Source organism: Ostreiculturibacter nitratireducens, assembly GCF_032670585.1.
GTDB classification, from domain to species: domain Bacteria; phylum Pseudomonadota; class Alphaproteobacteria; order Rhodobacterales; family Rhodobacteraceae; genus Ostreiculturibacter; species Ostreiculturibacter nitratireducens.
In genome coordinates this window covers 137,148-159,931 of the sequence record NZ_JAVQHL010000004.1, presented here as the reverse complement: position 1 = coordinate 159,931, position 22,784 = coordinate 137,148, and the positions used below count along the sequence as shown (strand labels likewise).

At 66.0% G+C, this 22,784-nt stretch carries 20 protein-coding genes; 18 read left to right on the top strand and 2 right to left on the bottom strand.

Annotated features, from left to right (window positions below):
- Nucleotides 1-12 precede the first annotated feature (12 nt).
- From ABCN56_RS17570 to ABCN56_RS17550, 5 genes are all read left to right on the top strand, one after another.
- Nucleotides 13-3,408 carry an indolepyruvate ferredoxin oxidoreductase family protein gene (locus ABCN56_RS17570; RefSeq protein WP_343082135.1) on the top strand — a complete coding sequence of 1,132 codons (3,396 nt, stop codon included), beginning with the start codon at nucleotides 13-15 and terminating at the stop codon, nucleotides 3,406-3,408.
- 91 nt (nucleotides 3,409-3,499) lie between these two features.
- A complete protein-coding gene (locus ABCN56_RS17565; protein WP_343082134.1) occupies nucleotides 3,500-4,372 on the top strand; it encodes a lysophospholipid acyltransferase family protein in 873 nt (290 codons plus the stop codon).
- A gap of 20 nt (nucleotides 4,373-4,392) precedes the next feature.
- On the top strand, nucleotides 4,393-5,205 hold the full coding sequence (murI, locus tag ABCN56_RS17560; protein WP_343082133.1) for a glutamate racemase: 813 nt from the start codon (nucleotides 4,393-4,395) through the stop codon (nucleotides 5,203-5,205).
- 12 nt (nucleotides 5,206-5,217) lie between these two features.
- The gene (locus tag ABCN56_RS17555; RefSeq protein WP_343082132.1) at nucleotides 5,218-6,000 is read left to right on the top strand and encodes a DUF1684 domain-containing protein; all 783 of its coding nucleotides are present in this window, start codon (nucleotides 5,218-5,220) and stop codon (nucleotides 5,998-6,000) included.
- 349 nt (nucleotides 6,001-6,349) lie between these two features.
- Nucleotides 6,350-6,562: a hypothetical protein gene (locus ABCN56_RS17550; protein WP_343082131.1), complete on the top strand. Its 213-nt coding sequence runs from the start codon at nucleotides 6,350-6,352 to the stop codon at nucleotides 6,560-6,562.
- A gap of 132 nt (nucleotides 6,563-6,694) precedes the next feature.
- On the opposite strand, the gene efp is transcribed toward ABCN56_RS17550, so the two are convergent.
- Nucleotides 6,695-7,261 (bottom strand): elongation factor P, encoded by a 567-nt coding sequence (efp, locus tag ABCN56_RS17545; RefSeq protein WP_343082130.1) that lies wholly within the window; start codon nucleotides 7,259-7,261, stop codon nucleotides 6,695-6,697.
- 105 nt (nucleotides 7,262-7,366) lie between these two features.
- On the opposite strand from efp, the gene epmA reads away from it, so the two are divergent.
- The 13 genes from epmA to ABCN56_RS17480 all read left to right on the top strand — a co-directional run bounded on the left by epmA (nucleotide 7,367) and on the right by ABCN56_RS17480 (nucleotide 21,332).
- Nucleotides 7,367-8,416: an EF-P lysine aminoacylase EpmA gene (epmA, locus tag ABCN56_RS17540; RefSeq protein ID WP_343082129.1), complete on the top strand. Its 1,050-nt coding sequence runs from the start codon at nucleotides 7,367-7,369 to the stop codon at nucleotides 8,414-8,416.
- Between the two features lie 93 nt (nucleotides 8,417-8,509).
- Entirely contained in the window at nucleotides 8,510-10,378 is a 1,869-nt protein-coding gene (locus ABCN56_RS17535; protein ID WP_343082128.1) for an ATP-binding protein, read from the top strand.
- Nucleotides 10,375-11,706, top strand: a complete 1,332-nt coding sequence (locus tag ABCN56_RS17530; protein WP_343082127.1) for a sigma-54-dependent transcriptional regulator — start codon at nucleotides 10,375-10,377, stop codon at nucleotides 11,704-11,706. Before ABCN56_RS17535 ends, ABCN56_RS17530 begins: the two co-directional genes overlap by 4 nt.
- 211 nt (nucleotides 11,707-11,917) lie before the next feature.
- Complete coding sequence (locus ABCN56_RS17525; protein WP_343082126.1) at nucleotides 11,918-12,922, top strand: DctP family TRAP transporter solute-binding subunit; 1,005 nt, start codon at nucleotides 11,918-11,920, stop codon at nucleotides 12,920-12,922.
- Between the two features lie 87 nt (nucleotides 12,923-13,009).
- The gene (locus ABCN56_RS17520; RefSeq protein ID WP_343082125.1) at nucleotides 13,010-13,636 is read left to right on the top strand and encodes a TRAP transporter small permease; all 627 of its coding nucleotides are present in this window, start codon (nucleotides 13,010-13,012) and stop codon (nucleotides 13,634-13,636) included.
- 3 nt (nucleotides 13,637-13,639) lie between these two features.
- On the top strand, nucleotides 13,640-15,016 hold the full coding sequence (locus tag ABCN56_RS17515; protein WP_343082124.1) for a TRAP transporter large permease: 1,377 nt from the start codon (nucleotides 13,640-13,642) through the stop codon (nucleotides 15,014-15,016).
- A 252-nt stretch (nucleotides 15,017-15,268) separates the two neighbouring features.
- Nucleotides 15,269-16,297, top strand: coding sequence for an N-acetyl-gamma-glutamyl-phosphate reductase (gene argC, locus ABCN56_RS17510; RefSeq protein WP_343082123.1), 1,029 nt, complete (start codon nucleotides 15,269-15,271; stop codon nucleotides 16,295-16,297).
- 7 nt (nucleotides 16,298-16,304) lie between these two features.
- A complete protein-coding gene (gene ccmE / locus ABCN56_RS17505) occupies nucleotides 16,305-16,763 on the top strand; it encodes a cytochrome c maturation protein CcmE (protein WP_343082122.1) in 459 nt (152 codons plus the stop codon).
- A 46-nt stretch (nucleotides 16,764-16,809) separates the two neighbouring features.
- Entirely contained in the window at nucleotides 16,810-17,421 is a 612-nt protein-coding gene (locus tag ABCN56_RS17500) for a holin-associated N-acetylmuramidase (protein WP_343082121.1), read from the top strand.
- Nucleotides 17,412-17,900: a holin family protein gene (locus ABCN56_RS17495; RefSeq protein WP_343082120.1), complete on the top strand. Its 489-nt coding sequence runs from the start codon at nucleotides 17,412-17,414 to the stop codon at nucleotides 17,898-17,900. The genes ABCN56_RS17500 and ABCN56_RS17495 overlap by 10 nt, the downstream gene beginning before the upstream one ends.
- Before the next feature lie 168 nt (nucleotides 17,901-18,068).
- On the top strand, nucleotides 18,069-20,027 hold the full coding sequence (locus ABCN56_RS17490) for a heme lyase CcmF/NrfE family subunit (protein WP_343082119.1): 1,959 nt from the start codon (nucleotides 18,069-18,071) through the stop codon (nucleotides 20,025-20,027).
- A gap of 5 nt (nucleotides 20,028-20,032) precedes the next feature.
- The gene (locus ABCN56_RS17485; RefSeq protein WP_343082118.1) at nucleotides 20,033-20,485 is read left to right on the top strand and encodes a cytochrome c-type biogenesis protein; all 453 of its coding nucleotides are present in this window, start codon (nucleotides 20,033-20,035) and stop codon (nucleotides 20,483-20,485) included.
- Between the two features lie 70 nt (nucleotides 20,486-20,555).
- Entirely contained in the window at nucleotides 20,556-21,332 is a 777-nt protein-coding gene (locus ABCN56_RS17480) for an enoyl-CoA hydratase-related protein (RefSeq protein ID WP_343082117.1), read from the top strand.
- 120 nt (nucleotides 21,333-21,452) lie between these two features.
- Here the strand turns inward: ABCN56_RS17480 and gltA are convergent, their stop codons facing one another.
- Complete coding sequence (gene gltA, locus ABCN56_RS17475) at nucleotides 21,453-22,757, bottom strand: citrate synthase (RefSeq protein WP_343082116.1); 1,305 nt, start codon at nucleotides 22,755-22,757, stop codon at nucleotides 21,453-21,455.
- Nucleotides 22,758-22,784 lie beyond the last annotated feature (27 nt).

The window sequence follows — 22,784 nt, the reverse complement described above, 5'->3', positions numbered from 1 at the left end:
GGGAGGTGCTGAATGAGCAGGCAGGATATCACTCTTTCCGACCGTTTTGACCTTTCGAAGTCGCCAGTGCTTCTGAACGGAACTCAGGCGCTCGTCCGGCTGATGCTGATGCAGAAGGCGCGCGACAAGGCGGCGGGACTCGATACGGCTGGCTACGTGACGGGTTACCGCGGATCGCCTCTTGGGGCGGTCGACATGCAGATGTCGCGCGCGAAGAAGGAACTCGCCGCCGCCGACATCCGGTTCCAGCCCGGCCTGAACGAAGACCTCGCGGCGACCCAGATCTGGGGGACCCAGCAGGCGGAGCTCCGGGGGGAGGGAAAATTCGATGGCGTCTTCGCGCTTTGGTACGGCAAGGGGCCGGGGGTGGACCGCTCCGGCGATGTGATGCGGCACGCCAACATGGCCGGCAGTTCGCCCAACGGCGGCGTCCTCATGGCGATGGGCGACGACCACACCGGCGAGTCCTCCACCACGCTCCATCAGTCCGATTGGGCGATGGTCGATGCGTACATGCCCGTCGTCTCGCCGGCGGGCGTGCAGGAGATCCTGGATTTCGGCCTTTACGGCTGGGCGCTCAGCCGCTTCGCGGGCGTCTGGGTCGGTCTCAAGACGATGAAGGACACGGTCGAGGCGACGGCCGTCGTCGACGGTGACCCGCACCGGATGAAATTCGTCACGCCCGAATTCCGCATGCCGGACGGCGGCCTGAATATCCGCCTCAGTGATACGCCGGTCGCGCAGGAAGCGCGGATGATCGACTACAAGCGCTTCGCCGCCGAGGCTTTCGCCCGCGCGAACCGCATCGACCGCCGTGTCTGGGGCAAGTCCGGCGCGAAGATCGGCTTCGTCGCCGCCGGGAAGAACTGGCTCGACCTCACGCATGCCCTCACCCTGCTCGGCATCGATGGGAACGAGGCCGAAAGGCTGGGCATCACGACCTACAAGGTTGGCCAGACCTGGCCTCTCGACATGCAGAGCTTCCATGACTGGGCGGAGGGGCTCGACCTGATCGTCGTGGTCGAGGAGAAGCGCAAGCTGATCGAGGTGCAGGTGAAGGAGGCGATCTTCGACGACCGCCGCGGCCGGCGCGTCTACGGCTGGAAGAAGGACGGCGAGGAACTCTTTCCGACCCGCTTCGCCCTCGACCCGATGCTGATAGCCGAGAAGCTCGGCCACATCCTGATCGAGGAAGGGCGCGGCACCGAACGCGTCAAGGCCGGGCTGCAGGCAATTGAAGAGGCGCGCAAGGCCGACAACGCCCCCGAACTCGCGGCCCGGCTTCCCTGGTTCTGCTCGGGCTGCCCTCACAACACCTCGACCAAGGTGCCGAAGGGTTCCCGCGCCTATGCGGGGATCGGCTGCCACTACATGGTCCAGTGGATGGACCGTTCCACCCTCGGGTTCACGCACATGGGTGGCGAGGGTGCGAACTGGATCGGCGAGGCGCCGTTCTCGAACCGCGACCATGTGTTCCAGAACCTCGGCGACGGGACCTACAACCATTCGGGCCTTCAGGCGATCCGCGCCGCGCTCGCCGCCGGCACGAACATCACCTACAAGATCCTCTACAACGACGCCGTCGCAATGACCGGCGGGCAGAAGAACGACGGCGGCCTGACCGCAGAACAGATCTGCCGCGAGCTTCTGGCCTTCGGCGTGAAGCACCTCGCCCTCGTCTATGACCCGAAGGAGGAGATCGAGCTTTCCGCCTTCCCGCAGGGCATCGAGAAATTCACCCGTGACGAGCTTCCGTCCGTTCAGGAGAAGTACCGGCAGATCAAGGGCGTATCGGCCATCGTTTACGTCCAGACCTGCGCCGCGGAAAAGCGCCGCCGCCGCAAGCGCGGGACCTTCCCGGACCCCGACCGGCGCGTCTTCATCAACACCGACATCTGCGAGGGCTGCGGTGACTGCGGTGTGCAGTCTAACTGCGTTTCCATCGTGCCGGTGGAAGCCGAACTCGGCCGCAAGCGCGCCATAGATCAATCCTCCTGCAACAAGGACTTCACCTGCCTGAAAGGCTTCTGCCCGTCCTTCGTCACGCTGAAGGGGGCGGAGTTGAAGAAGGCCGCCGTGCAGGACCTCGACCTTCCTCATCTGCCCGAGCCCACGGTTCCCGCGATCCGGGGCACGCATAACGTCGTCATCACGGGCGTCGGCGGAACGGGCGTCGTCACCGTGGGCGCGGTTCTCGCAATGGCCGCGCATGTGGAGGGCAAGGGCGCCGGCATGATGGAGATGGCGGGCCTCGCCCAGAAGGGCGGTGCCGTCCATATTCACCTGCGGCTTGCCGAAAAACCCTCCGATATCAGCGCGATCCGCGTCGCGGTGGGCGAGGCGGACTGCGTGATCGGCGGCGATCTCGTCGTGACGGCCGGCACCAAGACGCTTGGCCTCATGCGCCAGGGCCGAACCGCGGCCGTCGTGAACGCGCATGAGATCATGACCGGCGACTTCACTCGGCACCGCGAATTCCGCATTCCGACCGACCAGCTGCAGCTTGCGCTTCAGGCGCGGCTGAAGGACCGCGTCAGTTTCTTCGACGCTTCGGACCTTGCCCGGCGGCTTCTCGGAGATTCGATCTACTCGAACATGCTCGTCGTCGGAGCCGCCTGGCAGAAAGGCCTTATTCCTCTCGGCCACGACGCGATCACCCGCGCGATCGAGTTGAACGGGACCGCCGTCAAGGGCAACCTGCGCGCCTTCGAGATCGGGCGCTGGGCGGCTGAACACCCCGAAGAGGTCACGAAAATCACCTCGGCAGACGTCGAAAAGCCACTGACGCTGCAAGAAAAGATCGACTTCCGCGCGCGGCATCTCGAAGACTATCAGGGCGTGTCCCTGGCGGGCCGCTACCGCGCCTTCGTCGCCTCCGCGCCGGAACAACTGAAAGAGGCCGTCGCGGAGGGCTATCACAAGCTTCTCGCCTACAAGGACGAATACGAGGTCGCGCGGCTGCATCTGGAGACGGCCGAAAAGGCGCGGGCGGAATTCGGGGGCGACTTCAGGGTGAGCTATCACCTCGCCCCGCCGCTCTTCGCGGGGAAGGGTGCGGACGGCCGCCCGAGGAAGCGTGAATACGGCGCCTGGATACTGCCGGTCTTCCGCCTTCTCGCCTTGATGAAGGGCCTGCGCGGCACGGCGTTCGATCCCTTCGGTCGCAGCGCCGAACGCCGGATGGAACGCCGCCTGATCGCGGAATACGAATCCGACATGGCGGAGGTCTTCAAGGAACTGACCCCTGACCGGGCCGAGGCGGCGCTGGCTCTTGCCCGCCTTCCGCTCGAGATCCGGGGGTTTGGGCCGGTGAAAGCCTTTTCGGAAAAGGCTGCCGCCAAGCGGCGGGAGGAGCTTCTTGCGACCTTCCGCGCGGGCGGGGCGCCCCTGCAACAAGCGGCGGAATAACGTCGCGGCAACCTTGTCATGCCGCCGTCACCATCCTGCGCGAAAACTCCGCTGGATTGTGCCATCGAGCAGGAGTAAGGGGCGCGCCAAGATGCAACGCCAGGTAGCCCGAGAGATCAGTTACGCTTCGTCCGCCCGCTCGCGTGGCGGGCGCGCCGTCATTCGCGTTCTGGAAAACGCCACGGGCCGCATCGGCCTCATCCGCCGTGCGAAGGGCTACGAGGACGAAGTCGCGCTGGGCCGGGACTTCTGGGAGGTCATCGCCGGGCGCTACGGCCTGACACTCGACGTCGTCGGCGGCAGCCTTGCGAACATCCCGACGACGGGGCCGCTGGTTCTTGTCGCGAACCATCCCTACGGCATCCTCGACGGGCTGATGATGGGTAACATCCTCAGCCAGGTCCGCGGCGATTTCCGCATCGTCGCCCACCGCATCTTCCGCCGCGCCGAGGAACTCGACCGGATCATCCTTCCAATCTCTTTCGACGAGACGAAGGAAGCGGTGCGCCAGAACCTCGAAACCCGCGCGGCCGCGCTCGACTATCTCGGCAAGGGTGGTGCCATCGGCATCTTCCCGGGCGGCACGGTTTCGACCTCGGCACGGCCCTTCGGCCGCCCGTTGGACCCGGTGTGGCGCAACTTCACCGCGAAGATGATCGCGAAGTCCGAGGCGACGGTGGTTCCGGTCTTCTTCGAGGGCCACAACTCGCGCCTCTTCCAGCTTGCGAGCCATATGCACCAGACGCTCCGCCTCGCGCTTCTCATAAAGGAGTTCCGCGCGCGCGTGGACGAGCCCGTCCGCGTCGTGGTGGGCGAACCGATCCCGCGCGCCCAGATCGACCCGCTTCGGTCCGATTCCAAGGCGATGATGGATTTCCTGCGCCAGGCGACTTATGAGTTGAGCCCGAAGCCTCTGGCGAACCTCGGTCACGGCTACGAGTTCGAGGCGAAATACAGGGCATAACCCCAGAGGGTGAGGCAGGCATGGCAGTCGGTGTTTTCGATTCGGGGCTGGGCGGTCTGACGGTCTTCGACGCGGTTTCGAAGCGGCTGCCCGACGTGGCCTTCGTCTACTATGGCGACAATGCGCACGCGCCCTATGGCGTGCGTGACGCCGAGGACATCTTCAACCTGACCTGCGCGGGCGTCGAACGGCTCTGGCAGGAGGGCTGCGATCTCGTGATCCTCGCCTGCAACACGGCCTCGGCCGCCGCGCTTCGCCGGATGCAGGAAACCTGGGTGCCGAAGGGCAAGCGTGTTCTCGGGGTCTTCGTGCCCCTGATCGAGGCGCTCACCGAACGGCAATGGGGCGACAACTCCCCGCCGCGCGAGGTCGCGGTGAAGCACGTGGCGCTGTTCGCGACGCCCGCCACAGTGGCCTCCCGCGCCTTCCAGCGCGAGCTGGCCTTCCGCGCCATCGGCGTCGACGTCGAGGCGCAGCCTTGCGGTGGCGTCGTCGACGCGATCGAGCAGGGAGACGAGATCCTGGCCGAGGCGCTCGTCCGGTCCCATGTCGAGGCGCTCCTGCGCCGGATGCCGAACCCCGAGGCCGCGGTTCTCGGCTGCACGCACTACCCGCTGATGGCGCGCGCCTTCCAGGAGGCGCTGGGCGAGGGGGTAAAGGTCTATTCCCAGGCGAATCTCGTCGCGGAAAGCCTTGCCGACTACCTCCACCGCCATCCCGATTTCATCGGGTCGGGAACGGAGACAAGGTTCCTGACCACGGGCAACCCGAAAAGCGTTTCCTCGAAGGCGACGCAGTTCCTGCGGCGCCGGATCGAGTTCGAGAGCGCGTAGCGGGGCGCCGCGATGGACGCCGACGCCTGGTCCGCTGCCCTGGAAGACTGGCGCGCCGCCCGGCTCGCGGCGCTCAAGGCGGATGACGGCTGGCTCAACCTCACCGACCGGATCGAGATCACGCCGGGCAGGCACAGCGTCGGAACCGGTCCGGAGAACGATCTTCGCATCTCCGCGGGTCCGGCCCATCTCGGCACCCTGATCCTCACGCGCGCTGGCGTGGCCTCATTCCGGCTTCCCGGTGGCGAGGAGGAGGATTTCGGCCCCCGGCCGGATGCGCCGCCGCGGCTTGTCGTGGACTCGGTCCTGCTCGAAATCCATCGGGTCGAAGGCCACCCGGCGCTCAGGGTGCGGGACTTGCTGTCGCGGGCCCGCGTAAGCTTCGCGGGGCTCCGGCATTTCCCGCACGATCCCGCCTGGGTCATCCGCGCCGACTGGATCGAACTCGACAAGCCCGCGATGGCCGACGTGGCCCTCGTCGACGGTCGCAGCGAGAAGGTGCAACTGACCCATTCCGCCAGCTTCCTGCATGAGGGCCAGCGCGTGACACTCATCCCGACCCACTGGAAGGGCGGCAAGCCGATGTTCGTGATCCGCGATGCAACGTCAGGGAAGGACACCTACGGCGCGGCGCGTTTCCTGATCGGCGAGGACATCGGCGGCGGAAAGATCACGCTCGACTTCAACAAGGCGCACAACCCGCCCTGCGCCTTCACAGACCTCGCCGTCTGCCCGCTGCCGCCGCCGCAGAACATACTGCCATTCCCGGTAAGGGCAGGCGAACTGAAACCCTGATCTCGACCAATTCCGGAGCCGAGCTTCGTCCCCCAAGGCAGCGGTCCTGGCGTTCGCGCATGGCGTTCCGGCGCCCGGTGTCGGGTGAGACCGACGCCACGACGTTGGACAGACGACCGTGCATGCCTGACGCTGACGTCACGTCAGGAGGAAATGGAGGGTTCGCAATGACAATCGATCCGAAAGCCGTCGCGACCATGGCACAGGACTACACGGCCGCCTGGAACTCGAAATCCGCCGATGCGGAGGCGTCTTTCTATGCTGCCGACGGTGAGATCGTTATCAATCGTGGGGAGCCTTGGAAGAGCCGGTCCGGAATCGCGGAAATGGCCGCCGGGTTTACGCGGACGTGCCTGGCCTTTCGCTCGTCTGCGACGAGATACGCTGCGCGGGATCGCATGCCGTCTATATCTGGACCTTAACTGGCCATCACTCGCAAACGGGCAATCCGCTGAAGGTCCACGGGTGGGAGGAATGGGATCTTGGCGACGATCTCAAGGTGAAGGCTTCGCGCGGCTGGTTCGACGCCGAGGAATACGCCCGGCAGGCCGGCACCGGCTGACCGGGGCGATCCGAGCAGCGCCATTGCGCCGCCATCCTTGGGGGGGGCGGGCCGATCGCGGCACAGGGCCGGAAAGGCAACGGCCGCCCCCAAGGGACGGCCGCTAGAGCCTCTTGGCGCCGGGACTGTTGTTCAGTCCTTCGAACGCTCGACGTAGGAATTGTCTTCCGTGTTGATAACGATCCGCGTGCCGGCGTCGATATGCGGCGGCACCATGACCCGGACCCCGATATCGGTTATTGCGGGCTTGTAGGACGAGGACGCCGTCTGGCCCTTCACGACCGGCTCCGTTTCGGTGATCTGTACCGTGATCTTCTGCGGCAGTTCGATGGCGATCGCGACGCCTTCATGCGTCCGCAGGAAAACGCGCATGCCTTCCTGAAGATAGACCTTCTGGTCGCCGATCACGTCGGGCGAGACGGTCAGCTGTTCGTAGGTCTCGGGCTCCATGAAGTGGTAGCCTTCGCCGTCCTCGTAGAGGTAGTCGTAGGAGCGTTCGTCCACATGCGCCTTTTCCACCTGCTCGGTGGTCCGCCAGCGTTCCGAAACCTTCACGCCGTCCGAGATCCGCCGCAGGTCGACCTGCGTGACCGGCGTGCCCTTGCCGGGGTGAAAGTTCTGGGCGGTAAGAACGACGTAGAGCCTGCCGTCGATGTCGACGACGTTGCCTTTGCGAAGGCTCGAAGCAATGACTTTCACGGGTCTCTTCCTTGTCTCTCTGGCGCCCGCGTCGTAAGGGACGCGGCACTTCGCCGCCGCTCCTAGCGCATGTTCCCGAAAATCTCCAGCCGAAAGGCGCAACCCTTGACAAGCCCCGAACCCGCGTCTCCCTGGTGGACCCCGTCGCGCCATGCCGACCGCAGGCCGCTGCTTCTCGCGCGCAACCGCATACAGGCGGGGCTGCGATCCTGGCTTGCCGCCGAGGGCTTCACCGAAGTCGATCCCGCCGCGCTACAGGTTTCGCCGGGCAACGAGGCGCATCTTCATGCTTTCGGCACGGACGCCATCGGCAATGACGGGCAGCCGCGGCGGATGTATCTGCACACCTCGCCCGAGTTTGCGATGAAGAAGCTCCTCGCGGCCGGCGAGACGCGCATCCATGCCTTTTCCCATGTCTGGCGCAACCGGGAGCGGGGGGCACTGCATTCGCCGGAATTCACCATGCTCGAATGGTATCGCGTGGGTGAGCCCTACGACGTGCTCATGGACGACTGCGCGGCCTTCCTGCGGCTCGCGGCCGAAGCCGCCGGCGCGCGGGAGCTGCGGTTCCGCGACCGGACCTGCGACCCCTCCGCCGAGCCCGAGCGCCTGAGCGTGGCGGAGGCATTCTCCCGCTACGCCGGCATCGACCTTCTCGCCTCGATCGCCCCGGATGGAACGACGTCGGCCGAGGCGCTTGCCGCCGAACTCGCCCGAGCCGGTATCCGTCATGCGACGGACGACACCTGGTCCGACATGTTGTCGCGCGTGCTGGTCGAGAAGGTGGAGCCGAACCTCGGCATGGGCCGGATGACCGTTCTGGATCGCTATCCCGCCGCCGAGGCCGCGCTCGCCCGCCCGGTGCCCTCCGACCCGCGCCTTGCGGAACGGTTCGAGGTCTACGCCTGCGGGGTGGAGCTCGCCAACGGCTTCGGCGAGTTGACGAACCCGGCCGAGCAGCGCCGGCGTTTCGAGGCCGAGATGGCCGAGAAGGAGCGCGTCTATGGCGAGCGTTACCCGATCGACGAGGACTTTCTGGCCGCTCTGGCGCACATGCCGCCCGCAAGCGGCATCGCGATGGGGTTCGACCGGCTCGTTATGCTTGCGACATGCGCGCCACGGATCGACGACGTGATCTGGGCTCCGGTGGGGTAGGGCGCGCGTCCGCGATGTTTCCGGCCGCGGCGGCGCACTTGCTGAGGGCTGCCGCCGTGACATAGCCTGTCGCGCAGGTTGAGAGAGGCGATAATGACCGAAGTCGGGGCTCGGGGCAGAAGCTGGGGGAGCAAGCTCCTGCTCGCCGGGCTCGTGCTGTGTGTCCTTTTCTCCGTCGGGTATCTCGGTCACGCGGAACTGACACGGAAGCTGCGCGCCGATTATGCCCGCGAGGGTCAGGGCTCTCTCACTCTCTATTCCGAGATGACCAGCGGCTGGCTCGACCGCTTCCGCGCGCTCACGCCGATCTATGCACGCCATCCCGCTGTCGTCGAAGCGCTGCGCAACCCGTCGAACCCGGACCTCATCGACGGGCTGAACCGCGACTTGGAGATCTGGAACGCGGCGTCGGGAACGGCCGATACCTATGTCATGAGAATCGACGGGCGAACGATCGCGGCGTCGAACTGGGCCGAGAAGACCAGCTTCGTCGGCAAGAACTTTTCCTTCCGTCCCTACTTCGCGGAGGCGAGAGACGGTCGTCTCGGGCGGTTCTTCGGATTGGGCACCACCTCCGGGGTGCGGGGCTACTACTTCGCCTCGCCGGTGCGCGATGGCGGAACGATCATCGGGGTCGTCGTGACGAAGGTCGCCGTCGAGGGGCTGGAACAGGATTTCCGGCAGAGCCGCGGCCAGATATTCGTCACGGACGCGGCCGGCGTGATCATACTTGCCGGGAACCCTCTCTTGGTCCTGAAAACGCTGACGCCCATGTCTGCCGCCGACCGGCGGCGAATCTCGGCGGCACAGCAATTCGACCTCTCGGCAATCGCTCCGGCGCCGATCGCCGTGAGGGAAGCGCCCGAAGGCGAAGACTATGAAATCGTCGTCGCGCCCGCCGATCGCGCCCAGGCGCCGGAGACGGAGTTCCTGCATCTCAGCCGGACGATGCCCGTCGAGCAATGGAACCTGCATCTGCTCATGGATACCGCGCCGCTTCGCGCCGAGCTCTGGACCTATACGATGCTCGCCGCCGCCCTTGCGATCTCCGCTGGCATGGGCGTCGCCATGATGGTGCAACGGCGACGGCGGCTCCTGGAACGGCTCCGCGACCGCGAGCGTGCGCAGGCCGTGCTCGAACGCCGCGTCGAGGAACGGACCAGCGAACTGAGCCATGCCAACGTCAAGTTGCAGGAGGAGGTCGCGGAACGGAAGGCGGCGGAAGAAAGCCTGCGGCGGACGCAGACCGAACTGATCCAGGCCGGCAAGCTCGCCGCGCTGGGGCAGATGTCGGCAGCCCTCAGCCACGAATTCAACCAGCCGCTGATGGCCATCCGGGCCTATGCCGAAAACGCAATAGCCTTCGTGGATGCCGGGGCGGGGCCGCAGGCCAGCGAGAACCTGTCGCGCGTACTCAGGCTGACCGACCGTATGGGGCAGCTGTCGAAGCACCTCACGCGTTTCGCGCGCCGCTCGCAGGACACGGTCGAGCCCGTGTCGCTGGACGCCGCGCTGGAGGAGACGCTGTCTCTTCTCGAGGGCCGGATCGAGAGGGCCGGGGCCAGCGTCGTGGTGCCGACCGAAACCGGGATCAAGGTGCTCGGCGGGCAGGTCCGCCTGCAGCACGTGTTCATGAACCTGATCGGCAACGCGCTTGATGCCACGCCCCCGGACCGCGATCCGGTAATCTCCATAAGGGCGACGTGCCGCGGCGCCGACGTCGGGGTCGTGGTCGAGGACAACGGAACTGGAATCGCGGAGGATGCCTTGCCCCGCATCTTCGATCCGTTCTTCACCACGAAGGAGGTTGGCAAAGGGATCGGGCTCGGCCTTTCGATCAGCTACAACATCATAAAGGACTTCGGCGGAACGATCCGGGCGGAGAACCGCGAGGAGGGCGGCGCGCGGTTCACTCTGCGGCTCAGGGCGGCAGAGGCCGGGGGGCAGGAGGCGGCCGAATGACGCGCCGGCAGGTCATCCTGATCGACGACGAGGAGGACATCCGTCGCTCGGTCCAGCAATCCCTGGAACTCAGGGGCTACGAGGTCACGGCCTTCGCCCGCGCCGACAGGGCGCTGGAGGCGTTGGCCCGCGACTTTCCGGGTGTCGTCGTGTCTGACATCCGCATGCCGCGCATGGACGGGATCCAGTTTCTGGAGGCGGCACTGGCGGTCGATGCCGATCAGCCGGTAGTTCTCATCACCGGTCACGGCGACGTGCCACTGGCGGTGGAGGCGCTCGGCAAGGGAGCCTACGATTTCATCGAGAAGCCCTTCGCGACCGACCGCCTCGTTCAGGCGATCGAACGCGCCGCCGAGAAGCGCGAACTCGTGATGGAGCTTCGTAGCCTGCGCGAGGCGGGGCAGGCGGATGACCCGCTCGAGGCGGTGGTCCTCGGGCGCGCGCCCGCGTTGGTGGAACTGCGCCGCAAGATCCGTGCCGTTGCCGCGACCGATCTTGACGTGCTGATCGTCGGCGATACGGGATCGGGCAAGGAACTCGTCGCCCGCTCGATCCACCAGCTTTCGGACCGGCGCGACAAGCCCTTCGTCACGATCAACCTCGCGGCGCTTCCCGGGGCGATGATCGAGACGGAGCTTTTCGGCCATGTGGCCGGCGCCTTTCCGGGCGCGATGCGGGCGCGAACGGGACGTCTGGAACATGCTCGCGGCGGGACGGTCTATCTCGACGCGATCGGATCGGCCCCGCCATCGCTTCAGGTCAAGCTGTTGCGGATGCTGGAAGACCGCGCAATCGAGCCGCTCGGAACGAGCGAGAAGGTCGACCTGGACGTGCGGTTCTTCGCCTCCGCAAAGGACAGCTTGGAAACCCTCGTCCAGCAGGGGCAGTTCCGCGACGACCTGCTCTATCGCCTCAACCCCGTCACCCTGCGGCTTCCCGCCTTGCGCGACCGGGCGGAGGATATCCCGCGCCTGTTCCAGCATTTCGTCTCCGAAGCGGCGGAGCGATTTGGACGCCCCTCGATTGCCGTGCCGCCGGAAAGGCTTCTGGAGATCGCGACAAGGGACTGGCCCGGAAACCTGCGCGAACTGAAGAACGCGGCGGACCGATACGTGCTCGGCATCGAAACCGACGCGTATTCGGCCGCCGGTCCCGCGCTGAGCCTCGCCGAGCAGGTCGACCGCTTCGAAAAGAGCGTCATCGCCGCGGCCCTTGCGGCCCATGACGGGAACCTCAAGGCGACCTACGAATCGCTCGGCCTGTCGCGCAAGACGCTCTACGAGAAGATGCAGAAGCACCGGCTCAGGCGTGAGGACTTCGAGGGTTGAGGGACGGGTGTTCCGATTTCCACACGTCACGGGAACGGCGATGGGTGGAAACGGAAACATCGGCGGTCCCGCTTGCCGATTTCCTTCGCATAGCCGCCATGAGCGGATTGCATGGCCCTGGGTCCATGCGGCTTCCTCCCTCCCAGCCGTCGCTCTAGCGGCAGCTTCCGGACCGACCGGACCGGGACGCAACAAATAGGAGGAACCCCGAATGCGTATTCGCCATGCCCTCGCCGCCGCGGCGAGCCTTCTCGCCCTGACGGCCGGTTCGGCCTTCGCCGCCTGCGACGACGGCGAGATCCTGATCAAGTTCGCCCACGTCACCAACGCGGACAAGCACCCCAAGGGCATCGCGGCCCAGCTCTTCGCCGACCGCGTGAATGAGGAGATGAACGGCAAGGCCTGCGTCGAGGTCTACCCGAACTCGACCCTCTACGATGACGACAAGGTTCTCGAGGCGATGCTCCTCGGCGACGTGCAGATGGCCGCCCCGTCGCTGTCGAAGTTCGAGACCTTCACGAAGAAATTCCGCCTCTTCGACCTGCCCTTCGTCTTCGAGGACATCGGTGCCGTCGACCGCTACCAGCTGTCCGAGGACGGTCAGGCGCTTCTGACCTCGATGCAGCGCAAGGGCCTTCTCGGCCTCGCCTACTGGCATTCGGGGATGAAGCAGCTTTCGGCCAACAAGCCGCTCCTCGTGCCGGGTGACGCGGCGGGCCTGAAGTTCCGCATCCAGCCGTCCGACGTGCTCCAGGCGCAGTTCGAGGCGATCGGCGCGAACCCGCAGAAGATGGCCTTCTCCGAGGTTTACGGCGCGCTCCAGACGGGCGTCGTCGATGGGCAGGAAAACACCTGGTCGAACACCTACGGCCAGAAGTACTTCGAGGTTCAGGACGGCATCACCGAAACGAACCACGGCGTGCTCGACTACATGGTCGTGGTGTCTAACGACTGGTGGGAAGGCCTGCCGGAGGACGTGCGCGGCCAGCTCAAGACGATCATGGACGAAGTGACCTCCGAGCGTAACGCCGCGGTCGTCCAGGTCGAGGAAGAAGCCAAGGCAGCGGTCGTCGCCACCGGCGCCGTCGTGCGCTCCCTGACGGCCGAGCAGCGCGCCGAATGGGTCGAGGCGATGAAGCCGGTCTGGGCCAAGTTCGCTGACGAGATCGGTCAGGACGTCATCGACACCGCCGTCACCTACAACGCCACGAACTAATCCCGAACCGGCCGCCCGTTTCGCACGGGCGGGCCGGCATCCGCATCGCCGCACCCGCTTGGGGCCGGCCAGAGGGAGGGAACCCGAATGTCTGCCAATGCCAGAACGGCGATCGGGCGCTTAGTCAACGAGATCGAGGAGACGCTGATCGCGGTCCTTCTGGGTCTGATGACGCTCATCACCTTCGCCAACGTCATCGCCCGCTACGTCTTCAACGCCAACCTGCTCTGGGCGCTCGAGGCGACCGTTTTCCTCTTTTCGTGGCTCGTTCTTCTCGGCGCGTCCTACGTCGTGAAGATACACGGCCACCTCGGTATCGACGTCGTCGCGCGCGCCTTGCCGCGCGGGCCGCGCAGGTGGCTGACGCTTGTCGCCGCGGGGGTCTGCATCCTCTACGCGGTCCTGCTGCTTGTCGGGTCGTGGAACTACTGGGCGCCCTTCGTGGGCAAGCAGGCCTGGTACGAGGTCAACGACATCCGCATGCCCGACTGGCTCCGCTTCATCGAGCCGATCCTGAACGAGGGCGAGCCCTACGAGAAGCTGCCCCGCTTCATTCCCTACGCGGCGCTGCCGATCGGCATGGCGCTTCTGATGTTCCGCTTCGTCCAGGCGGCGTTGAGGGTCTGGATCGGTCATGCCGAGCTTCTGATCGCCAGCCACGAGGCCGAAGACATGGTCGAAGAAGCCGCCGGTTCGGCGGATCGGGAGAACTGATCCATGGATATCCTCTTCCTGTTCCTGATGGTCATCGGCCTGATGCTGATCGGCGTTCCGATCGCGGTGAGCCTCGGCCTTTCGTCGATCGTCTTCATGCTGGCGTTTTCGGAAACGTCGCTCGCGTCGATCGCCCAGCAGCTCTTCAACGCCTTCGCAGGCCACTACACGCTGCTCGCGATCCCATTCTTCATCCTCGCCTCGACCTTCATGTCGACGGGGGGCGTCGCCAAGCGGATCATCCGCTTCGCGATTTCCGTCGTCGGTCACTTCCGCGGCGGCCTCGCCATGGCGGCGGTCTTCGCCTGCATGATGTTCGCGGCACTTTCGGGATCGTCGCCCGCGACCGTGGTCGCCATCGGCTCGATCTGCATCGCGGGTATGCGGCAGGTCGGCTATTCCAAGGATTTCGCAGCCGGCGTGATCTGCAATGCGGGCACGCTCGGCATCCTCATCCCGCCCTCGATCGTCATGGTGGTCTATGCCGCCGCCGTCGACGTCTCGGTCGGACGCATGTTCCTTGCGGGCGTGATCCCGGGCCTTCTCGCCGGGCTCATGCTGATGGTCGGCATCTACGTGGTCGCCCGTCTTCGCAACCTTCCCGCGCAGCCCTGGGCCGGCTGGGGCGAGGTCTTCGCCGCCGCCCGCGACGCGGGCTGGGGGCTGTTCCTGATCGTCATCATTCTCGGCGGGATCTACGGCGGCGTCTTCACCCCGACCGAGGCGGCGGCCGTCGCGGCGGTCTACGCCTTCCTGATCGCGAACTTCGTCTACCGGGACATGGGGCCGCTCCACGATCCGGAAGGCGTGCGGAACCTTTCGCTGATCTCGAGGCCCTGGGCTCTTCTCACGGCCTTCGTCCACCGGGACGCGCGCAGGGCGCTCTTCGAGTCGGGCAAGGTCACGATCATGCTCATGTTCATCATCGCGAACGCGCTGATCCTGAAGCACGTCCTGACTGACGAACAGATCCCGCAGACCATCACGGCTGCGCTTCTCGACGCAGGCTTCGGCCCGGTCACGTTCCTGATCGCCGTCAACGTGATCCTTTTGATCGGCGGCCAGTTCATGGAACCCTCGGGCCTTGTCGTGATCGTCGCGCCGCTGGTGTTCCCCATCGCGATCGAGCTCGGCATCGATCCGATCCACCTCGGGATCATCATGGTCGTGAACATGGAGATCGGGATGATCACGCCACCCGTGGGCCTGAACCTCTTCGTAACCTCGAGCGTCGCGAACATGTCGGTGATGGCGGTGGTCCGGGCCGCACTGCCCTGGCTCGCGATCCTCTTCGCCTTCCTGATCATCGTGACCTATGTCCCGGGGATCTCCACCTGGCTGCCGACGACGTTCATGGGGCCGGAGATCATCATCAAGTAGTGGCGCGGCCACGCATGATTGCTGAAGAAATGGCGGGGCCCGCTTCCACGGCGGGCCCCAACTGTTTTCGACAGCGACGGAAACAGATCGCGGTACCGGCTTTTCATTTCCGGAACGATGAAAAGTCATTCATAACAGGCAAGTAGCACCCATTTCGCCCTTGGTGCCCGCAGCGGCCACTCGCGTTCCCCCTTGCATCGCGCCAGAAGCTTCTCCAAACAGTCCGCGTCATTTCTTCAGGGGGGCAGGCCCATGACCCAAAAGATCGCCATTCTCGGAGCCTCTGGCTATACGGGCGCCGAGCTCGTCCGCCTGATCGCCACCCATCCTTCGATGCAGATCGTCGGCCTGTCCGGCGAGCGGAAGGCCGGCCTTCCCATGGCCGAGGTCTTTCCCCATCTCGGGCATCTCGACCTGCCGCTCCTCGAAAAGATCGAGGACATGGATTTTTCCGGCGTGGACCTCGCCTTCTGCGCGCTTCCTCATGCGACCTCTCAGGCCGTGATTTCGGAACTGCCGCGCAACCTCAAGATCGTCGACCTTTCCGCCGACTTCCGTCTGCGGGACCCGGCCGACTACGAGAAGTGGTACGGCAAGCCCCATGCCGCCGTGGAGCTTCAGAAGGAGGCCGTCTACGGCCTGACCGAGTTCTACCGCGACGACATCCGCAACGCCCGGCTCGTCGCCGGCACCGGCTGCAACGCCGCGACCGGCCAGTATGCGATCCGCCCGCTGATCGAGGCGGGGGTCATCGACCTCGACGAGATCGTGATCGACCTCAAGGCCGGCGTCAGCGGGGCAGGGCGGTCGCTGAAGGAAAACCTCCTTCACGCCGAGCTTTCCGGCGGCACGCACGCCTATTCAGCGGCCGGCACCCACCGTCACCTCGGCGAGTTCGATCAGGAATTCTCCAAGGCCGCCGGCCGGCCCGTCCGCGTCCAGTTCACGCCCCACCTGATGCCCTTTAACCGGGGCATCCTCGCCACCGTCTACGTTCGGGGCGAGCCGGCGCAGGTCCACAAGGCGCTGGCCGACAGGTATGCGGCGGAACCGTTCCTCAGGGTGCTACCTTTCGGCGCACTCCCCTCGACAAGACACATCGCAGGCTCCAACTACGTTCATATCGGCGTGGTCGGCGACCGCCTCCCCGGCCGCGCCGTCGTGATCGCCGCGCTCGACAACCTCGCCAAGGGGTCCTCGGGACAGGCGATCCAGAACGCGAACCTGATGCTGGGGGTGGAGGAGACGGCGGGGCTCATGCTCGCGCCAGTGTTCCCGTGAGGAGAGCATGAAGAATCTCAAGAAGAAACGCCGGATCCAGGTGATCGTCGTCGCGGCGCTTGCGCTCGCGCTGTCGACCGCGGTGATCGGTTACGCGATGCGGGACGGCATCAACTTCTTCCGCGCGCCGAGCCAGGTCGTCGAGACCCCGCCCGCGCCGGGCGAAGTCTTCCGCCTCGGCGGTCTTGTCGAGGAAGGCTCGATTGTCCGTGGGCAAGGCGAGACCGTCAGCTTCCGCGTCACCGATGGGGGCGCGGTCATTCCCGTCACCTTCACCGGCGTCCTTCCCGACCTCTTCGCCGAAGGGCAGGGCATGATCGGGACCGGCGTGATGGAGGACGGCACCTTCGTCGCGCGCGAGATCCTCGCCAAGCATGACGAAACCTACATGCCGAAGGAAGTGATCGACGCCCTCAAGGAACAGGGCGTCTACGAGGATCCGAACGCACAGGCTGCGACGAATTAACCATTTGATGTGAGCTTCCCCCGCGCGTCAGCCGAGGGGAAGCCGCATGAGATCCGTCACCGACATCGCCAGAGAGATCGTCGCCCGCGAGGGCGGCTACGTGAACGACCCGGACGATCCGGGCGGCGCCACCAAGTACGGCGTTACGATCGGAACGATGCGCCGCCTCGGGCTCGACCTCACGGGCGACGGTAAGGTGAGCGAGGCCGATGTCCGCCGCCTCTCGCGGGAACAGGCCGAGGAAATCTTCGTCGAGCATTACTTCCGCCGCCCGCGCATCGCCGAGCTGCCCGAGAGCATCCGGCCCTCGGTCTTCGACATGTACGTTAACACGGGCCCGAACGCAGTCCGCGTGCTGCAAAGGCTCCTGGTCGACATGGGCCGGGACGTCGTGGTGGATGGCGTCATCGGCCCGCAGACCATAGCGGCGGCCCAGGCTGCAGCAGAGGCCGCGCCGGAGCACATAGCCGACGCCTACGGAATCGCCCGGCGCAACTACTACTACGCCCTCGCTGACGCGCGCCCGCAGAGCCGCAAGTACGCTCGCCGCCGGGACGGAGGGAAGGGCGGCTGGATAACGCGGGCCGAGGAGTTCATCTCGCCACGGTTCCACCTTTCCGATCTCGCCCACCGCCGGAGGGTCGCGGCATGGGCGTGATCCCGCAGATCCTCGGCGGCCCGGCGGCCACTACCGCCCTCGGCAACGCCGTCACTGGCATAGCAGAGGTCTTCACGCCGAATGCGACGAAGCGGATGGAGAAGAACCACGAGGCCTACATGGCCGCGCTGGACGAACATGGGGCGGAGTTCCAGTACATCCGTCCCGGCCTCTTCGACCGCTTCGTCAACGGCCTGAACCGCCTCCCGCGCCCGATGCTCGCCCTCGGCACTCTCGGCCTCTTCGTATACGCGATGGTCGACCCGATCAGCTTCGCGGAGCGAATGGTTGGCCTCGCCTATGTGCCCGAACCGCTCTGGTGGCTTCTCGGCGCGATTGTCGGCTTCTATTTCGGCGCGCGGGAGGCGCATTACTTCCGCGCCCAGAGCCAAGCCCCGCTACCGCCGCCCCCGGGCCAGCCTGCCCCGGAGGACGGCAACCCCGCCCTCGCGGAGTGGCGCAGTTCGAGAGGTGATTGATTCCGGCTTTTCGGCCCGGAAGTATCGCTCGCTGGAACCGACGGCCCGGCCGGCGGCGGGGGCTTAGACATGCCGCTGGGCCCTCCGGGGGCAGGTTCGGTCAAATCCCCGCGACATGCGCGCGCATCCCCATTGGATCGGCCCGCGGAAACTCCTATTGTCCCGCGCATGTTTACCGAACTCGGCCACCTCACGCTGATCCTCGCCCTCGCCGTCGCGCTCGTGCAGGCGATCGTTCCACTTGTCGGCGCGCACAAGGGGTGGCGCGGCTGGATGGCCGTGGGGGAACCTGCCGCGACGGCGCAGTTCCTTCTGATCGCGTTTTCCTTCGTGGCGATCACCTGGGCCTTCGTGACCTCGGACTTCTCGCTTCGTCTCGTCACGCTCAACTCGCATACGGCGAAGCCGATGCTCTACAAGATCACGGGCGTCTGGGGGAACCACGAGGGCTCGATGCTGCTCTGGGTTCTCATTCTCGCACTCTTCGGGGCCTCGGCCGCGTGGTTCGGCGGTGCGCTGCCGCCGCGGCTCCGCGCCCGTGTCCTGTCGATACAGGCGATGATCGGCGCGGCCTTCCTCGCCTTCATCCTCTTCACCTCGAATCCCTTCCTGCGTCTTGCCGTTCCGCCCTTCGACGGAGAGGACCTGAACCCGCTCCTCCAGGACCCAGGCCTCGCCTTCCACCCGCCCTTCCTCTACCTCGGCTATGTCGGCCTCTCGATGGCATTCTCCTTCGCCGTGGCCGCGCTGATCGAGGGGCGCGTGGACGCCGCCTGGGCGCGCTGGGTGCGGCCCTGGACGCTCGCCGCCTGGGTCTTCCTCACCATCGGCATCGCGCTGGGCTCCTGGTGGGCCTATTACGAACTCGGCTGGGGCGGTTTCTGGTTCTGGGACCCGGTGGAGAACGCCTCCTTCATGCCTTGGCTCATCGCTGCCGCGCTCCTCCATTCCGCCATCGTGGTGGAAAAGCGCGAGGCGCTGAAATCCTGGACCATCCTGCTGGCTATCCTCGCTTTTGGCTTCTCGCTGATCGGCACCTTCATCGTCCGCTCCGGCGTCATCACCTCGGTGCACGCCTTCGCCAACGACCCCGAGCGCGGGGTCTTCATCCTCGCGATCCTCGCCGTTTTCGTGGGCGGTGCGCTTACCCTTTACGCCGCGCGGGCGGGCGCGATGCAGGCCAAGGGCGTCTTCGGTCTGGTCAGCCGGGAATCCGCGCTCGTCCTCAACAACGTCCTGCTCGCCGTTGCGGCCTTCGTCGTCTTCACCGGCACGATCTGGCCGCTCGTGGCCGAGATGCTCTGGGACCGGAAGCTTTCCGTCGGTGCGCCTTTCTTCGAAAAGGCGTTCACCCCCTTCATGGTCGTCCTGGCGCTGGTGCTGCCGATTGGCGCGGTCCTGCCCTGGAAACGCGGCAACCTGGCGAAGGCCATGAAGCCTCTCTATCCGGCCCTGTTCCTCGCGCTGGCCCTGACGGCGCTCGCCTATGCGGTGCAGACGGGGCGGTCCTCGCTTGGCCCCCTGGGCCTTGGCCTCGGCACCTGGCTCGTCGCCGGCTCGGCCGCCGAACTCTGGCTCCGTGCCGGGCGGAAGCTTCCGCGCCTCGGCCGCCTGCCGCGCGCCGACTGGGGCAAGGCAACGGCCCATGCCGGGCTGGGCATCACCATCTTCGGGATCGCGGGCCTCATGGCCTGGCAGGTCGAGGACATCCGCGTGGCCCGCGAGGGCGAGCCCTTCAGCGTCGGCGGTTACGAGATCACGCTGGAGAAGGTCGAGCGGGTCGAGGGGCCGAACTTCCTCTCCACCACCGCCACGATGCGGGTTGAGAAGGACGGCCAGCTTGTTTCCACGCTCCACCCGGAAAAACGCCTCTATCCCGTCGCCGCCATGCCGACAACGGAGGCGGCGATCGACAATGGCGTCTTCCGCGACGTCTACCTCGTCATCGGCGACCCGCAGGAAGGCGGCGGCTGGGCCGTCAGGACCTACATCAAGCCCTTCGCGAACTGGATCTGGTCCGGGGCGATCATCATGGCGCTCGGCGGGTTCCTGAGCCTTTCCGACCGCCGCTACCGCGTTGCAGCGGGCGCGCGCCGGGCGGCGCTTGCCGCCACGCCTGCGGAGTGACCGGGATGAAGCGTCTTCTCCTCATCCTCATGCTCGTGGCCGCGCCGGCCCTTGCCGTGCAGCCCGACGAGATGCTCGACGACCCCGCGCTCGAAGCGCGCGCGCGGGAGATATCGCAAGGTCTCCGCTGCCTCGTCTGCCGGAACGAGAACATCGACGATTCCAACGCGAGCCTTGCCCGTGACCTCCGTCTCCTTGTCCGCGAGCGGCTCCTGGAAGGGGACAGCGATGAGGAGGCCGTTCAGTTCATCGTGTCTCGCTATGGCGAGTACGTGCTTCTGGAGCCTCCGGCGACCGGCGCGAACCTCATCCTCTGGATCGCGGGGCCCGCGATGCTGCTTGTAGCCCTCGCCGGGGCCGCGGCCTATGTCCGTTCCCGCCGCCGTGCCCCGGAACCGGATGCCGAGGGTCTGTCGACCGAGGAAAAGGCGCGGCTCGCCGAAATTCTGAAGGAGTGACGCGCCGTTCCCCTTTCCCCACAGGCCATTGCGGCTATTCTGACGCCGGCTGAGCACTGGGAGGGGCGCCATGGATTATCAGACGATCACCTACGCGGAAACGGACGGTCTGGCGGTCATGACGCTGAACCGGCCCGAGGTGATGAATGCGCTCAACACCCAGATGCGGGCCGAGGTCACGCATGCGGTGAAGGCCGCAGAAGCCTCGGCACGGGTTCTCGTGCTGACCGGCGAGGGCCGCGCCTTCTGCTCCGGCCAGGACCTCGGCGACCGCGCCAACGTGGCCGAGATCGACCTCGAGCGGACGCTCCGGGACGAATATGAACCGATGTTGCGCGCGATCTACGGTTGCCAGATCCCGACGATCGCGGCCGTCAACGGCGTCGCGGCCGGGGCAGGGGCCAACCTCGCCCTCGCTGCGGACGTCGTGATCGCCGCCGAAGGCGCCTCCTTCATCCAGGCCTTCACGCGCATCGGCCTCATGCCCGACGCGGGCGGCAGCTACTGGCTGCCGCGCCAGATGGGCTTCGCAAAGGCGATGGGCGCGGCGCTTTTCGCCGAAAAGATCACGGCCAGGCAGGCAGCCGACTGGGGCATGATCTGGGAATGCGTCTCCGATGACGTCTTCCCGGCACATTGGCGCGCCCGCGCGGAAACGCTCGCCGTGGGTCCGACCGTTGCCTACCGGGCGATCAAGACGGCGCTCCGGGGCACGTTCTCGCGGGATCTCGACGAACAGCTGGCGCTGGAGGCGAAGCTTCAGGGAGACTGCGGTCGGACGCGCGACTTCAAGGAGGGTGTCCTCGCATTTCTCGAGAAGCGGAAGCCCGTTTTCGAGGGGCGCTGAGCGGGGGCGCCGCGCGGGCGTGCGGTGGTGCGCCTTCTGAGGCCGGAAGAATGGCGGGCATGACGGACGAAAAAAGGGCCGCCTTCATGGCGGCCCTTTCGTATCCGGTATGCCGCCGTTTCAGCGGCCTTCGACGTCCACGTAGTCGCGCTGCGGCTCGCCGACGTAGCGCTGGCGCGGGCGGCCGATCTTCTGCGTCGGATCGCTGAGCATTTCCTTCCACTGGGCGATCCAGCCCACGGTGCGCGACACGGCGAAGATCGGCGTGAACATCGAGGTCGGGAAACCCATCGCCTCGAGGATGATACCCGAATAGAAGTCGACGTTCGGGTAAAGCTTCTTCTCGACGAAGTAGTCGTCCTCGAGCGCGATCCGCTCCAGTTCCTTCGCGACCTTCAGCGTTTCGTTGTCTTCGATCCCAAGAAGGCCCAGAACTTCGTCCGCCGACTGCTTCATCACCTTCGCGCGCGGGTCGAAGTTCTTGTAGACCCGGTGGCCGAAGCCCATGAGGCGGAAGCTGTCGTTCTTGTCCTTGGCGCGCTTGATGAATTCCGGGATCCGGTCGACCGTCCCGATCTCGCGGAGCATCTCAAGGCAAGCCTGGTTCGCGCCACCATGCGCCGGGCCCCAGAGGCAGGCGATGCCGGCCGCGATGCACGCGAACGGGTTGGCGCCCGAGGAGCCCGCCAGACGCACCGTCGAGGTCGAGGCGTTCTGCTCGTGGTCGGCGTGCAGCATCATGATCCGGTCCATCGCCTTCGCGAGGATCGGGTCAACCACGTAATCCTCGCACGGCACGGCAAAGCACATGTGCAGGAAGTTCCCGGCGTAATCGAGCGAGTTCTTCGGATACACGAAGGGCTGGCCGATCGAGTACTTGTAGGCCATCGCCGCGATCGTCGGGATCTTGGCGATCATGCGGATCGCCGCGACCTCCCGCTGCCAGGGGTCCGAGATGTCGGTGGAGTCGTGATAGAAGGCCGACATCGCGCCGACCACGCCCACCATCGTCGCCATCGGGTGCGCGTCGCGGCGGAACCCGCGGAAGAAATAGTGCATCTGTTCGTGCACCATCGTGTGACGCGTCACGCGCGTCTCGAAATCCACCATCTGCTCGGCGTTCGGCAGTTCGCCGTAAAGGAGGAGATAGCAGACCTCGAGGAAGTGCGACTTCTCGGCCAGTTGCTCGATCGGGTAGCCGCGATAGAGAAGCTCGCCCTCGTCGCCGTCGATGAAGGTGATCGTCGAATCGCAGGAGGCCGTGGAGGTGAATCCGGGGTCGTAGGTGAAGACGTTGCCATCGGCATAGAGCTTGCGGATGTCGATCACGTCTGGTCCCACGGTGGGCGACAGCACCGGCAGCTCCAGCGACCGGTTTCCGATGGTCAATGTCGCAGTCTTCGCAGTCTCAGACACGTCAGACATGGCAGTCCCTCTCCGTTGGCGACGGCT

Coding starts and splice junctions, on each gene's coding strand:
- ABCN56_RS17570 (WP_343082135.1), top strand. CDS start 13: ATGAGCAGGCAGGATATCACTCTTTCCGACCGTTTTGACCTTTCGAAG.
- ABCN56_RS17565 (WP_343082134.1), top strand. CDS start 3,500: ATGCAACGCCAGGTAGCCCGAGAGATCAGTTACGCTTCGTCCGCCCGC.
- murI (WP_343082133.1), top strand. CDS start 4,393: ATGGCAGTCGGTGTTTTCGATTCGGGGCTGGGCGGTCTGACGGTCTTC.
- ABCN56_RS17555 (WP_343082132.1), top strand. CDS start 5,218: ATGGACGCCGACGCCTGGTCCGCTGCCCTGGAAGACTGGCGCGCCGCC.
- ABCN56_RS17535 (WP_343082128.1), top strand. CDS start 8,510: ATGACCGAAGTCGGGGCTCGGGGCAGAAGCTGGGGGAGCAAGCTCCTG.
- ABCN56_RS17530 (WP_343082127.1), top strand. CDS start 10,375: ATGACGCGCCGGCAGGTCATCCTGATCGACGACGAGGAGGACATCCGT.
- ABCN56_RS17525 (WP_343082126.1), top strand. CDS start 11,918: ATGCGTATTCGCCATGCCCTCGCCGCCGCGGCGAGCCTTCTCGCCCTG.
- ABCN56_RS17520 (WP_343082125.1), top strand. CDS start 13,010: ATGTCTGCCAATGCCAGAACGGCGATCGGGCGCTTAGTCAACGAGATC.
- ABCN56_RS17515 (WP_343082124.1), top strand. CDS start 13,640: ATGGATATCCTCTTCCTGTTCCTGATGGTCATCGGCCTGATGCTGATC.
- argC (WP_343082123.1), top strand. CDS start 15,269: ATGACCCAAAAGATCGCCATTCTCGGAGCCTCTGGCTATACGGGCGCC.
- ccmE (WP_343082122.1), top strand. CDS start 16,305: ATGAAGAATCTCAAGAAGAAACGCCGGATCCAGGTGATCGTCGTCGCG.
- ABCN56_RS17500 (WP_343082121.1), top strand. CDS start 16,810: ATGAGATCCGTCACCGACATCGCCAGAGAGATCGTCGCCCGCGAGGGC.
- ABCN56_RS17495 (WP_343082120.1), top strand. CDS start 17,412: ATGGGCGTGATCCCGCAGATCCTCGGCGGCCCGGCGGCCACTACCGCC.
- ABCN56_RS17490 (WP_343082119.1), top strand. CDS start 18,069: ATGTTTACCGAACTCGGCCACCTCACGCTGATCCTCGCCCTCGCCGTC.
- ABCN56_RS17485 (WP_343082118.1), top strand. CDS start 20,033: ATGAAGCGTCTTCTCCTCATCCTCATGCTCGTGGCCGCGCCGGCCCTT.
- ABCN56_RS17480 (WP_343082117.1), top strand. CDS start 20,556: ATGGATTATCAGACGATCACCTACGCGGAAACGGACGGTCTGGCGGTC.
- gltA (WP_343082116.1), bottom strand. CDS start 22,757: ATGTCTGACGTGTCTGAGACTGCGAAGACTGCGACATTGACCATCGGA.